Origin of the sequence: Pseudoduganella sp. OTU4001, from assembly GCF_038440195.1 — a bacterium.
Classification (GTDB): domain Bacteria; phylum Pseudomonadota; class Gammaproteobacteria; order Burkholderiales; family Burkholderiaceae_D; genus Rugamonas.
Genome location: NZ_JASATG010000044.1, coordinates 19,353 through 32,580 on the forward strand (window position 1 = coordinate 19,353; position 13,228 = coordinate 32,580).

At 60.3% G+C, this 13,228-nt stretch carries 10 protein-coding genes; 5 read left to right on the top strand and 5 right to left on the bottom strand.

From position 1 onward, the window contains the following. Positions 1-7: 7 nt before the first annotated feature. The 5 genes from AAHE99_RS24720 to AAHE99_RS24740 all read right to left on the bottom strand — a co-directional run bounded on the left by AAHE99_RS24720 (position 8) and on the right by AAHE99_RS24740 (position 9,922). Positions 8-1,447: an OmpP1/FadL family transporter gene (locus tag AAHE99_RS24720; RefSeq protein ID WP_342120436.1), complete on the bottom strand. Its 1,440-nt coding sequence runs from the start codon at positions 1,445-1,447 to the stop codon at positions 8-10. Between the two features lie 191 nt (positions 1,448-1,638). Further along, on the bottom strand, positions 1,639-4,836 hold the full coding sequence (locus tag AAHE99_RS24725) for an efflux RND transporter permease subunit (protein ID WP_342120438.1): 3,198 nt from the start codon (positions 4,834-4,836) through the stop codon (positions 1,639-1,641). Positions 4,837-4,909: 73 nt separating this feature from the next. Next, positions 4,910-8,122: an efflux RND transporter permease subunit gene (locus AAHE99_RS24730; protein ID WP_342120440.1), complete on the bottom strand. Its 3,213-nt coding sequence runs from the start codon at positions 8,120-8,122 to the stop codon at positions 4,910-4,912. A 13-nt stretch (positions 8,123-8,135) separates the two neighbouring features. Then, on the bottom strand, positions 8,136-9,320 hold the full coding sequence (locus AAHE99_RS24735; protein WP_342120442.1) for an efflux RND transporter periplasmic adaptor subunit: 1,185 nt from the start codon (positions 9,318-9,320) through the stop codon (positions 8,136-8,138). A gap of 182 nt (positions 9,321-9,502) precedes the next feature. After that, the gene (locus AAHE99_RS24740) at positions 9,503-9,922 is read right to left on the bottom strand and encodes a divergent PAP2 family protein (protein WP_342120444.1); all 420 of its coding nucleotides are present in this window, start codon (positions 9,920-9,922) and stop codon (positions 9,503-9,505) included. A 69-nt stretch (positions 9,923-9,991) separates the two neighbouring features. Here AAHE99_RS24740 and AAHE99_RS24745 point away from each other — a divergent pair, with 69 nt between their 5' ends. The 5 genes from AAHE99_RS24745 (at position 9,992) to AAHE99_RS24765 (ending at position 13,089) form a co-directional block, all read left to right on the top strand. Next, complete coding sequence (locus tag AAHE99_RS24745) at positions 9,992-11,026, top strand: DUF475 domain-containing protein (protein ID WP_342120446.1); 1,035 nt, start codon at positions 9,992-9,994, stop codon at positions 11,024-11,026. Next, complete coding sequence (locus AAHE99_RS24750) at positions 11,023-11,385, top strand: hypothetical protein (protein WP_342120448.1); 363 nt, start codon at positions 11,023-11,025, stop codon at positions 11,383-11,385. The genes AAHE99_RS24745 and AAHE99_RS24750 overlap by 4 nt, the downstream gene beginning before the upstream one ends. Before the next feature lie 126 nt (positions 11,386-11,511). After that, positions 11,512-11,724, top strand: coding sequence for a FitA-like ribbon-helix-helix domain-containing protein (locus AAHE99_RS24755; RefSeq protein WP_342120450.1), 213 nt, complete (start codon positions 11,512-11,514; stop codon positions 11,722-11,724). 8 nt (positions 11,725-11,732) lie between these two features. Then, positions 11,733-12,143 (top strand): type II toxin-antitoxin system VapC family toxin, encoded by a 411-nt coding sequence (locus tag AAHE99_RS24760; protein ID WP_342120452.1) that lies wholly within the window; start codon positions 11,733-11,735, stop codon positions 12,141-12,143. A 421-nt stretch (positions 12,144-12,564) separates the two neighbouring features. Beyond that, positions 12,565-13,089 (top strand): hypothetical protein, encoded by a 525-nt coding sequence (locus tag AAHE99_RS24765; protein ID WP_342120456.1) that lies wholly within the window; start codon positions 12,565-12,567, stop codon positions 13,087-13,089. Positions 13,090-13,228 lie beyond the last annotated feature (139 nt).

Genomic DNA, 13,228 nt, shown 5'->3' on the forward strand with positions numbered 1-13,228 from the left:
GAAAGGCTTAGAACTTGTAGTTGTAGGACAGGCCCAGCAGGTGCAGGCGGGTGTTCCAGCTGCCAACGGTGGTTTCGCCGTTGCCGGTGCAGGAACCGGCTGGGTGCAGCGGGCTGCAGGCGTTCTTGTAGGAGGACTTGGCTTCGTCAAACTTCAGGAAGCTGTAGGCCAGGTCGATCGACGAGTTGTTCGACAGCTTCCAATTGGCGCCGAAGGACACTTGCTTGCGGTCCGCGTCCGGCAGTGCAGCGTGACGCAGGGTCGCGTTGTCCACTGGGGTTTCGTCGATGGCCACGCCAGCGCGCAGCATCAGCTTGTCGTCGATCTTGTAGTTCATGCCCAGCGATGCGCGCAGGGAGTTCTTCCACTGCTGGCGGATCACTTCGTCGCCTTCGCCGGTGCCGACGAACACGATGTGCAGGTCGTCCATGCGGGAGTGGCGCGACCAGGTCACGTCGCCCATCAGGGCCAGCTTGTCGTCAACCTGGGTGAACATGTTGAGGGACAGGGTTTCCGGGGTCTTGATATCGACCAGGGCTGGCGAGTTGGTCTTACGCGAAGACGCTTGCAGCACCTTGTTCACCACTGGGTCGGCGGTCACGCCGGAGAAGTCCCACACCGCACCGCCGCGCAGCTTGTGGCGGATCGAGGAACGGTAGGAAATGCCGAAGCGGGTGTCTTTCGACAGGCTGTACAGGTAGCCCAGGTTGAAGCCGTAGCCCCAGTCCTTGCCGTCCATCTCAGCGTGGCCATCCTTGGCGGTGGCCAGGGCGGCTGGATTGCCACCCAGGGTCACGATGGTCTTCAGCAGTTCGGCGCGGCGTGCGGCGATTTCTGCGCCTGGCAGGGAGTTCAGCGCCAGGATGGTGCCTGGAACGTCAACGCCCTGGCCCAGGAAGGCCTTCATGAATTCGGCGTCGATGCCGAAGCCGAAGGAGTGCTGTTCGTTCAGCTTGAAGCCGACCGATGGGTTGATGGTGACGGCCTTCAGGTCGATATTGGTCAGCGCGTAGCGGCCGGCCCAACCGTAGTCGTAGGACAGCTTGGCGCCGTACGGCACGAAGGTGCCCAGGCCCACGGTCCACTGGTCGTTCAGCTTCTTCGACAGGTACAGCGAAGGTGCTGCGACGACCTTCGGTGCGAAGTCGTCCAGGGTGGTCACGCCGCCGGTTGGGGTGCCGGTGAAGCGCTTGGAGCCGCGGTCGGTGTATTCCGAGTGCGGCACCACGGCGGTGATACCGCCGACGAACTGGGTACCTTCCAGGCGGGTCAGACCGGCTGGGTTGGCGAAGATGGTGGAAGCATCGGCAGCTTCTGCACCGTTGGAATCAGCAGTGCCTTGACCGGACACGGACTGGGAACCAAAACGGTAACCGGATGCATTAGCGGTAAACGAGGTGGCGGACAGGGCTGCCGCTACCATCAGAGCGAGGTATTTTGGGTTCAAGGTAAGTCTCTGCGTGTTAGTTATTGATATATGTTTAACCTTGCACTGGGGGAAGGTGCAAGGGCACCGAAGTTTACACTAAAAACCGCACGATGGTGCTTTTAACTTGCGAATACATTAACTAATTCATGTAACTTCGCTGGCGGCCCAGGCCAATCGGGGTCAGACCCTTGGGTCTGACCCTAACCAAATCAGGCTGCCTTGGGCATCAGGCGCACCCGGCGCAGCAGCTGCAGCACCAGGCGGAAGGCCAGGCGCACCATCACCAGGGTCAGAATTGCCTCGAAGAAAGTCAGCAGGAAGGCGCGTGCGCCGCCCCAGCGTGCATCGCGGCGCTGGAACTTGGCGATCATGCGCTCCTTGGCAATCTCGATGCTGTCGTAGAAGGTCGGCACGATCAGCAGGGTCAGCAAGGTGGAGGTCACGGTGCCGCCAATGATGGCAATCGCCAGCGGACGGTAGAACTCGCCGCCCTCGCCCATGCCGATCGCCACCGGCATCATGCCGGCGATCAGGGCGAAGGTGGTCATCAGGATCGGACGCAGGCGCAGGCGGCCAGCCTGCATCAGCGCCTCTTCGCGCTGCATGCCCTCCTCTTCCAGCTTGCGCGCCGCTTCCAGCAGCAGGATGCCGTTCTTGGCCACCAGGCCCATCAGCATAATGATGCCGATAAAGCTCATCAGGTTGAGGGTCGAATCGCTCAGCAGCAAGCCCACCACCACGCCGATCAGGGACAGCGGCAGCGACAGCATGACGCCGCCCGGCGCGGTGAACGAGCCGAATTGCATCACCAGCACCAGGTACATCAGGCCAATGCCGGACAGCAGGGCCACGGTCATGGCAGTGAACAGCTCCTTCTGGTCCTTGCCGGCGCCGCCCACGGCCTGGCCGAAGCCGGGCGGATAGTCCATGTCCTTGGCCAGCTTGCGGGCCGCTTCGATCACTTCGCCTTCCGAACGGCCTTCCACGTTGGCCGAAACGGAAATCGAGCGCATGCCATCCTTGTGGCTGATGGCGGACGGGCCCTTGCCCATGGTGATGCGGGCGATCTGGTCCAGCGGCACCATCTGGTTGCCGCCGTTGACGGCAATCGGCAGGCGCTCGATGTTTTCCATGTTCACGCGGTCATGCGGATGCAGGCGTACCGCCACGTCGCGCGTTTCGCCGGTCGGGTCGACCCAGTCGCCCACCTCGATGCCGGCAAAGGCCACGCGCAGCGCGGTGGCGGCGTCGCCGGCGGCGATGCCCATGGAATTAGCCAGGCTGCGGTTCAACTCGATTTGCAGTTCGTCCTTCGCCGATTGTTCGGACAGGCCGACATCGACCGCGCCGGGCACGTGGCGCAGTTGCTCCATGAAGTTGTCGGCCAGTTCCAGCAGCTTGCGCGAGTCCGGACCGACGAAGTCGATCTGCACCGGCTTGCGGCCGTTGTTGGCAAAATCGTCCAGCACCACGAACTCGGCGCCGACCAGGCCGGCCAGCTTTTCGCGCAGCTCGGGGCCCACCTGCTCCACGCCGCGTTTGCGCTCGCTGCGCTTGCCGATATCGACCCAGATATTGCCGCTGGCCTGGTTGATATAGGTGCTGGTGGACTTGACTTCCTTGACCGTGTGCACGATCTGCAGCGCCTGCTCCATTTTGCGGCGCGTGTAATCCAGGCTGGACGACGCAGGCGTGCGCACCTCGATCGCCAGGCCGCCGAAGTCGACGCGCGGCTGCATGCTCGAACCACCGAATTTGGCGTGCAGGAAAATCGCGCCGGCGAAGCTGGCGAAGGCGATCACCGCCATCCAGCGGCGATGATGCAGCGCCCAGGCGATCAGCTTGCCGTAGCGGTCGGCCTGGTGGTCGAACCAGTGGTTGAACTTGTCGAGCACCTTGCCGATGCCCTTCTTCGGCGCCGCATGGTGGCCCGGCGGGTCGCCCCAGTAGGCCGACATCATCGGGTCCAGCGTGAAGGAGATGAACAGCGACACCGCCACCGAGCAGGTCACGGTCAGGGCGAAGGGACGGAACCATTCGCCCGCCATGCCGGGCATAAAGGCCACCGGAATGAACACGGCCATGATGGAGAAGGTGGTTGCGGCCACGGCCAGGCCGATTTCCGCGGTACCTTCCAGCGCTGCGGTGCGGCGGTCCGCGCCTTTTTCCATATGGCGCACGATGTTCTCGCGCACCACGATGGCGTCGTCAATCAGCACGCCGATCGCCAGCGACAGGCCGAGCAGGGTCATGAAGTTCAGCGTGAAGCCGCACAGCCAGACCGCGATGAAGGCGGCGATCACGGAAGTCGGCAGCGCCAGCGCCGTAATCAGCGTCGAGCGCCAGGAGTTCAGGAAGGCATACACCACGAAGATGGTCAGCACGGCGCCGAACACCAGCGCCTCGATCACATTGTTCAGCGAGTTCTGCGCGCGTTCGCCGTCGTCGTCGGCGATGTCGATGCGCGCTTCGCCATCGAGCTCCTGGTTGATTTCCGCCACCAGTTTGCGGATTTCCTTGGCCACGCTCACGGTCGAGGCATCGCGCGAACGCACCACGTTCAGGCCGACGTCGGGACGGCCATTGCGCAGCGAGATGCTGCTAGTATCGGCAAAGCCGTCTTCCACCGTAGCCACCTGGCCCAGGCGGACCAGCTCATTGCCGCGGCGCTTGACCACCACGTCCTTGAATTCTTCGGGACGCTCGATGCGGCCGACCAGGCGGATCGCCTTTTCTTCCAGCGCGCCGCGCACCTTGCCCACCGGCGCGTTGGTGTTCTGCATGCGCAGTGCCTGCGCCACTTCGGACACCGACACATTGTATTCACGCAGCTTGTCAGCGCGCAGCAGCACCGACAGTTCACGGCGCAGTGCGCCGTTCACGCTGACGCTGGCCACGCCTTCAATGCCGCGCAGGCGCTCGGCCAGCTGGTCTTCGGCCAGGCGCGAAAGCGAGGCATGCGACATTTTGGCCGACGATAGCGACAGCTGCATGATCGGCTGCTTGGAAATATCAACGCGTTGCACCACCGGCTCGCGCATTTCAGTCGGCAGCTTGTAGCGCACCGCGCCAATGGCATTGCGCACCTCGTCCGCCGCTTCGATCATGTTTTTATCGAAGGTGAAGCGCAGGCGGAAGCGGGCGGCGCCCTCCATCGAATCGCTGAAGGCGTCGGTCACGCCGGAAATGGTTTGCAGCTGCTTTTCCAGGCGGTTGACGATTTCGCGCTCGACCGTCTCCGGCGAGGCGCCCGGATACGGGATCATCACGATCAGCACCGGCGCTTCCACATCGGGACGCTGGTTCACCTTGAGCTTGGACAGGGCCAGCAGGCCCAGCGCCATCATGGTGATGATCACCACGATCATGGAGATCGGGCGTTTGACACTGAAATTAGATAAAAACATGACTTATTTTTTTATTAATTCATGAGGTAACAAAAAAGGGCCCGGGGGCCCTTCTTTGCGGCAGCTGGCTGGATCAGGCCATCTTCGGCTGGCGGCGGCCGAACAGCAGGCCAACCACCTTCATCACCAGGCGGAACACCAGGCGCACAAAGGTCAGCGCCAGGATCGCTTCGATAAAGGTCAGCACGAAGGCCACGGCGGTATTCCAGCGTTCCTCGCGGCGCTTATACTTGGCGAACATGCGGTCGCGGGCGATCTCGATACTGTCGTAGAAGGTCGGCACCACGAGCAGCGTCAGGAAGGTCGAGGTGATGGTGCCGCCGATAATCGCGACTGCCATCGGACGGTAGAACTCACCGCCCTCACCCATGCCGATTGCCACTGGCATCATGCCGGCGATCAGCGCGAAGGTCGTCATCAGGATCGGACGCAGACGCATGCGGCCCGCATACATCAGCGCATCCTCACGGCCGTAGCCCTCTTCCTCACGCTTGCGCGCCGCATCGAGCAGCAGGATCGCGTTCTTGGCCACCAGGCCCATCAGCATGATCACACCGATGAAGGACATCAGGTTCAGCGTGCCCTTGGTCAGGATCAGGCCCAGCACCACGCCGATCAGCGACAGCGGCAGCGACAGCATGACCGCGCCCGGCGCCGTGAAGGAACCGAACTGCATCACGAGCACCAGGTACATCAGGCCGATGCCGGACACCAGGGCGATGCCCATGGCGCCGAACACTTCGTTCTGGTCCTTACCGGAGCCGCCCACGTCCATGCCGAAGCCTGGCGGGTAGTCCATTTCGGCCGCCAGCTTGCGGGCTTCCTTGATCACTTCACCGGTGGAACGGCCTTCCACGTTGGCTGCCACGGACACCATGCGCTTGCCATTCTTGTGGCGGATGGTGGCCGGGCCCTTGCCCATGGTGATCTTGGCGATCTGGTCCAGCGGCACCATCTGGTTGGTGCCGGTGACGGCGATCGGCAGGCGCTCGATGTTTTCCGGGCTGACGCGGTCGTCAGGATGCAGGCGCACCGCCACGTCGCGGGTTTCACCGGTCGGATCGACCCAGTCGCCCACTTCGATACCGGCGAAGGCCACGCGCAGCGACTGTGCCGCATCGCCGGCGGAAATGCCCATCGAGTTGGCCAGGCCGCGGTTCAGTTCAATCTGCAGCTCGTCTTTCGGGTCCTGTTCGGACAGGCCGACGTCCACCGCACCTTTGACGTTGCGCAGCTTTTCCATGAACTGGCCGGTGATTTCCATCAGCTTGCGCGAATCCGGGCCGACGAAGTCGATCTGCACCGGCTTGCGGGCGCCGTTGTTCACGTCGTCCAGCACCACGAACTCGCCGCCCACCAGGCCGGCCAGCTTCTGGCGCAGTTCGACAGCGATCTCGCTGGCGTCGCGCTTGCGCTGGGTGCGCTTGCCGATGTCGACCCAGATACGGCCGCCCGACAGGTTGACGTAGGTGCTGGTGGCTTTCACCTCAGCGACGGTGTGGGCGATTTGCGCCGCCTTGTCCATCTTGGTCTTGGTGTACTCCAGGCTCGATGAAGACGGGGTACGCACTTCGATCGCGATCGAACCAAAGTCCGACTTCGGCAGGAAACTGGTGCCGCCCACGGTGGCCTGCAGGGCCAGCGCGCCGACGAAGGATGCCACGGCAATTACCGACATCCAGCGGCGGTGGTGCAGCGCCCAGGCGATCACCTTGCCGTAACGGTCGGCCTGGTGGTCGAACCAGTGGTTGAACTTGTCCAGTACCTTGCCGATGCCTTTCTTAGGCGCCGAGTGGTGGTCTGGCGGATCGCCCCAGTAGGCCGACATCATCGGGTCCAGGGTGAAGGAGATGAACAGCGAGACGGCCACCGAGCAGGTCACGGTCAGGGCGAATGGACGGAACCATTCGCCCGGCATGCCGCCCATGAAGGCGACCGGGATGAACACAGCCATGATGGAGAAAGTGGTCGCGGCCACGGCCAGGCCGATTTCCGCGGTACCTTCCAGCGCAGCCTTGCGGCGGTCGGAGCCCTTCTGCATGTGGCGCACGATGTTTTCACGCACCACGATCGCATCGTCAATCAGCACACCGATTGCCAGCGACAGGCCGAGCAGGGTCATGAAGTTCAGGGTGAAGCCGCACAGCCACACCGCGATAAAGGCGGCGATCACAGAAGTCGGCAGCGACATCGCGGTGATCAGGGTCGAACGCCAGGAGTTCAGGAAGGCGTACACCACGAAGATGGTCAGCACGGCGCCGAACACCAGCGCTTCGATCACGTTGTTCAGGGAATTCTGCGCGTCCTCACCGCCGTCGCGGGTGATTTCCAGCGAATTGCCCAGGCCTTCGGCCTTGAACTCGGCGTTGATGTCTTCGGTCACCTTGCGCACCGCCTTGGCCACCGACACGGTGGAGGCGTCGCGCGCACGGATCACGGCGATACCGACATTCGGCTTGCCGGAACGCAGGCTGACGTTATTGATGTCGGCAAAGCCGTCTTCAATACTCGCCACCTGGCCCAGGCGGATCAGTTCATCGCCGCGGCGCTTGACCACCACGTCCTTGAATTCCTCCGGACGCTCGATACGGCCCACCAGGCGGATCGCCTTTTCTTCCAGGTCGCCGCGCACCTTGCCGACCGGTGCATTGGTGTTCTGCATACGCAGTGCCTGCGCCACTTCGGACACCGACACATTGTATTCACGCAGTTTGTCGGCGCGCAGCAGCACCGACAGTTCGCGGCGCAGTGCGCCGTTGACGTTAACCACGGCCACGCCGTCGATGGCGCGGTAGCGGTCGGCCAGCTTGTCTTCGGCCAGGCGCGACAGTACGGCGTGCGACTGGGTCTTGGACGACAGCGAGACCTGCATGATCGGGTCGGCCGAGGTGTCGATACGCTGGATCATCGGCTCGCGCATCTCGGTCGGCAGCTTGTAGCGCACCGACGCAATGGCGTTGCGCACTTCGTCCGAGGCTTCGATCAGGTTCTTATCGAAGTTGAAACGCATCTCGATGGTGGCGCTGCCTTCGCGCGAAGTCGAGTAGGTGTCGGTCACGCCGGCAATCGACTGCAGCGATTTTTCCAGGCGGTTGATGACTTCACGTTCAACGGTCTCCGGCGACGCGCCAGGATACGGGATGTTAACGATCAGCAGCGGGATCTCAACGTCCGGGTTCTGGTTGACGCGCAGCTTGGACAGGGCCAGCAGGCCCATGGCCATCATCGCCACGATCAGAACGATCATGGCGACTGGGCGCTTGATACTAAAGTTAGACAGGAACATGGCTTAGTTTCCTTTAGTTGCCCTTGCTGGCGGCGGCTGGCAAGGTGGCGGAAGCTACAGCCTTCGGCACTTGCATTTCAACTTTCTGGCCATCGCGGAAGCTGGAGGCTGGGGTGCGCATCAGCAGGTCGCCGGTCGACAGGCCGGTCTGCACCTGCCAGTTGCCGCTGCGTGCATCGCGCGCGCCCATTTCCAGCACGGTCTTGGACAGGGTCTTGTCCTTGATCTTCCACACATAGGTGGTGTCGCCCTGCTTGACCAGTGCCGATGCCGGCACCATCAACGCGGAGGTGGTTTCCGCTTCGATGCGGCCCTCGGCGAACAGGCCGGCGACGCGCGGCAGGTTCTTGTCGGCGAAATCAACCAGCACTTCCACCTGGCGGGTCACCGGGTTGGCGGCCGGGTCGACGCGCTTCACCTTGCCGGTGAAGGTCTGGCCTGGGTAGCCGTTGATGGAGAACACCACGCCCTGCCCTGCCTTGACCACGCCCACCGAATCAGCCGACACACGGCCTTCGAAACGCATCGAGTTAGGGTCAACCACTTTCACCAATTCCTTGCCGATCTGGGCGGTGTCGCCGGCCGAGACTTTGCGCTCGGAGACGATGCCGTCGAACGGTGCGCGCACCAGGGTGCGCGACAGCTGCTGGTTGGCGGTGACCAGGCGGGCCTTGGCGGCCGACAGGTCGGACTGCGCATTATTGCGGCGCACTTCCGCGTCTTCCAGCACCTGCGAGGACACCATGCCGGAGGCCTTCAAGGTCTTCTGGCGGGCCAGTACGCGCTCGGCCTGTTCCATCGACTGGGTCGAGGCGCGCACGGCTTCCTGTGCAGAGGACAGGTTGTCGCGCAGGGCGGTGTCGTCCAGGCGCACCAGCAGGTCGCCTTTCTTGACAGCTTCACCATTTTCTTTCAGTACTTGCATGACCACAGCGCCCACTTCGGCGCGCATGTCGGCCTTGCGCTCAGGCTGGATCGAGCCGGTCACCACCGGGCCCGAAGAAAGCGCATTGCTTTCCACCTTCACCAGATCCTCGGACGAAACCTGCAGCGTCGCCAGTTTCTTTTCTTCGCCCTTGCCTTTGGCATCGGCGGTAGCCGAAGCACTGGCTTTGCCGGCTTCCGGCGCCTTGTCCGACTTGCCGCAAGCGACCAGCGCAGAGGCAACGGCGAGAGCTAATAGGGTTTTACGCAACATGAGAATCTCCAGGTTTGGTGGACAGCTTATTTGTATATTGAATGCATACTTCTGCAGCGTGCAAAAGTATCTTTTTTTAGGGGCTGAGAGTCAATTCACAGGGGCCAGACTGCGGGATTCTGGTGCTGGAATGCAGGAATGGAGGATAAACCGCGAAAAACGCGGTTTATCCGCAGTTGCCGTTAGCGCGGGAAAATTGCAAAAATGATATGACCCATGGCGATGCCGGTGGCCAGTCCGCCAGTGATTTCAACGATGGTGTGGCCCATCCGTTCGCGCAGCCATTTGTGGTCCGTGACATCCTTGGCGAGGCGGTTGATGGCGGCAGCCTGGCGGCCGACGTGCTGGCGCAAGCTGTTGGCGTCGATGATGACAATAAAGCACAACGCCACGGCGACGCCAAAAGCCGGATGGCCCAGGCCTTCGCGCAGGGCGATCAGGGTCGCCATGCTGGACACCACGGCGCTGTGGTTGGATGGGAAACCGCCATTGCCGACCAGGTTGAAAGCCCATTTGCGGGCCTTGATACTATTAATCAGGAATTTGATCGGACCGACCGTAATCCAGGTCAGCAGAGGCGTCAGCAAGTAAGCGAGATCCATGTATTAACGTCCTATAAGAGCAATCCCCCATTATAATCGGCGCACCAACAATATTAATAGCAAGCAAATATGAAGCATTTCAGAATATCAATCATCGTCACCATCGTCCTGATGGGGCTGGCCGGCTGGTGGGGCTATGAACATGGCGGCTGGGGCGCGGCGCTGACGGCGCTGTGGATTACCGGCGTGCTGGGGGTCATGGAAGTGTCGCTTTCCTTCGACAACGCGGTGGTCAATGCCTCCGTGCTGAAGGACTGGAACGCGTTCTGGCAGAAGCTGTTCCTGACGGTCGGTATCCTGGTGGCGGTGTTCGGCATGCGCCTGGTGTTCCCGCTGGCGATCGTGGCGGTGGCGACCGGGCTGGACATGTTCCAGGTCTGGACCATGGCCACCACTACCCCGGCCGAGTATTCGCGCCACCTGATGAGCGTGCATGAGGAAGTGGCGGCCTTCGGCGGCGCCTTCCTGCTGCTGGTGTTCCTGAACTTCCTGTTCGATGAAGAAAAGGATGTGCACTGGATTCACTGGTTCGAGGAGAAGGTCGGCAAATACGGCACTGAGAGCCTGGCGATCCTGCTGACCCTGGTTGCGGTCTTCGTCTGCGTAACCCTGGTGCCGGAAGCCAAGCGCTATTCCGTGCTGTATGCGGGCGTGGTCGGCACCGCCATTTATGTCGGCGTCGGCTGGCTCAGCAGCATCCTGGAGAAGGAAGGCCATGATGAGACCGGCAAGGTGGTGGCCGGCGGCAGCCTGGGCGGCTTCCTCTACCTGGAAGTGCTGGATGCCTCGTTCTCGTTCGACGGCGTGATCGGCGCGTTTGCAATTACAAGCGACGTGGTCATCATCATGCTTGGCCTGGCGATTGGCGCCATGTATGTGCGTTCGCTGACCGTCTACCTGGTGCACAAAGGCACTCTGGACGAATTCATCTACCTCGAACACGGCGCGCATTATGCGATCGGTATCCTGGCCCTGATCATGTTCGCCAGCGTCAAGTATCACATTCCGGAGTGGTTCACCGGCCTGTCCGGCGTGGCGTTTATTGTTGTTTCGCTGTGGTCGTCCCTCAAATACAAGAAATTACATCCTGTGGAGTCTGAATGAGCCGTGTGCTGGTGATTGTCGGCGGCCTGTTGGCCGCCGTGGCGCTGCTGTTTGCAGCATATGTGTGGATGGCCTTGAGCTACTCGTATTCGGAAGGTGAACGCGCCGGGTATTTGCAGAAGTTTTCCAAGCGGGGCTGGATTTGCAAGACCTGGGAGGGCGAGATCTTGCTCACCTCAATGCCAGGCGCAATTCCCGAGAAGTTCGAGTTCACAGTGCGCGATGACGCGGTGGCTGCGCAGATCGCCGCCGCCGCTGGCAAGCGCGTGGTGCTGCACTATGCACAGCACAAAGGCATCCCCACCTCCTGCTTCGGCGACACCCAGTACTTCGTCGAGTCCGTTTCCGTCCAACCTTAAACCGGCAGAACGGGGTCTGGCCCTAGGGCCAGACCCTGGTTTACCGGTTTCAGCCTCTGCACCTGACATCCGCACGCGCGCAAACCGGCGTAGAATGCAATCAATGATTGCAATACGGAGGCTGCCATGGCGACGAATTTGGTAGTACGCAATATCGAGGAAGAGCTAGCGCTTGCCTTAAAGCAGAGAGCTGCCGCCAATGGCAGGAGCGCGGAAGCCGAGCATCGTGAAATTCTGAAGACCGCACTCAAGCAGCCAAAGCGCCGCAGCGTCGCTGACATCCTCGCCAACATGCCCAATGTCGGCGAGGACTCCGATTTCAATATGCGCAATAGCTAGGTCGCATCGTGTATCTGATTGATACAAATGTGATCAGCGAAGCCCGCAAGGGCAAGCGAGCCAACTCCGGCGTCATTCAGTTTTTTCGCGCAACACCAGCTACCGAGCGTTACTTGGCAGTACAGACTATTGGAGAAATTCGCCGTGGCGTTGAGAATATCCGACGTCGTGGTGATCAGCTCCAAGCGCTTCAGCTCGAGGCTTGGCTAAATGCCGTTGTCGTTGAATATGGCGCCAGAATCCTAAGTTTCGATGTCGATTGTGCACAAGTGTGGGGCCGACTGACCGCACCTCAAGCCAGTCAACTGATTGATAAGCAAATCGCAGCAATCGCACTGATTTACCAACTGCGAATCGTCACACGAAATGTCCAGGATTTTTCCTCAACAAGTGTCGAGCTGCTGAACCCATTTGTTTGAGGCCAAACAATGAATGGGCCGTTATCGGCCATGAACAGCCATTCACACTTGGCCTTCAGATGAAATCAAACAGCTCGACGGGCAAAATCTCGGCATCAATAGAAATGACGACAATGATTAGAGTTCTTCACCCCTTGTTTTGTTGGGGGTATTCGTTTTCTTTGGACTTGAAGCCCTCGAGAGTGAACGCTGGCTGCAAATTATTATTGTGGCGCTGGGGCTTAGCGGGCTTTCACAAACGTTTTGGCGGACGCAGTTTCGGAATCAAAAGCCTAGGTCAAGAAGTGATGCCGCCTCGTTTTCGTTAGGCCTATTTGCTGCCATAGTTTACCCATGCGTCGTGCTGTGGCATTTTGTGGCCTAGAGCCTCTCTTGGCCGTGTTCGGCCAATTGCTGCCTGTCAGAAAAAACAAAGCAAACAATGATCAGAAATCGATTCGGCAAATTTGCCATGATCTCAGTTGTAGCGACAGCACTGATTGCTATTACTTCGGTCGCCATTTATAAGTACGATACGAACACGCGAAGGCAGAAGGTAATGTTGGTTTCTGCGCTTGCGAGTTCGACAGTGCAGTTGGCCGATTCGATGAAGCAGCTTCAAAATGCCGATCAAGAATCTTATCTGCGGCATTGGAACTTAGTTCGCGTGAATGCGATGCATATCGCCATGGCGAACGTCGATATGAATGATTTGGACGGACCAGGCTTGGAAGGCATTTGCGTTCTTCTCAATCGAAAGCAAGAACTGTATCCTCTTGGAGTTGCCGATGTAGTCGTAGAGAGAATTCATCGCGTAATCGACGGATATTTTTCCGAACGCCGCTCATCCATTCAGACGGTGCTCACTGAACGTGGATATAAGCTAGCGCCTGACGGGCGGTCATGTGTTTTTAGTCCAAACGTCGAAGGGCTGCGCGACCTATTGACGTCGAATCGCTCCCGTTGAATGATATCTTAGGTATTCCGTAGTTCCGCTATGGGGAGGATGCGTCGGCCAGGTGAGCGCGTACAATCGGCCAAGAACTGACGGTGAAAATTTTAGCGAAGGGTTTATGAAGAAAATTATCTTTGCGTTTGCTATGCAA

Coding starts and splice junctions, on each gene's coding strand:
- AAHE99_RS24725 (WP_342120438.1), bottom strand. CDS start 4,836: ATGTTTTTATCTAATTTCAGTGTCAAACGCCCGATCTCCATGATCGTG.
- AAHE99_RS24730 (WP_342120440.1), bottom strand. CDS start 8,122: ATGTTCCTGTCTAACTTTAGTATCAAGCGCCCAGTCGCCATGATCGTT.
- AAHE99_RS24735 (WP_342120442.1), bottom strand. CDS start 9,320: ATGTTGCGTAAAACCCTATTAGCTCTCGCCGTTGCCTCTGCGCTGGTC.
- AAHE99_RS24740 (WP_342120444.1), bottom strand. CDS start 9,922: ATGGATCTCGCTTACTTGCTGACGCCTCTGCTGACCTGGATTACGGTC.
- AAHE99_RS24745 (WP_342120446.1), top strand. CDS start 9,992: ATGAAGCATTTCAGAATATCAATCATCGTCACCATCGTCCTGATGGGG.
- AAHE99_RS24750 (WP_342120448.1), top strand. CDS start 11,023: ATGAGCCGTGTGCTGGTGATTGTCGGCGGCCTGTTGGCCGCCGTGGCG.
- AAHE99_RS24755 (WP_342120450.1), top strand. CDS start 11,512: ATGGCGACGAATTTGGTAGTACGCAATATCGAGGAAGAGCTAGCGCTT.
- AAHE99_RS24765 (WP_342120456.1), top strand. CDS start 12,565: ATGATCAGAAATCGATTCGGCAAATTTGCCATGATCTCAGTTGTAGCG.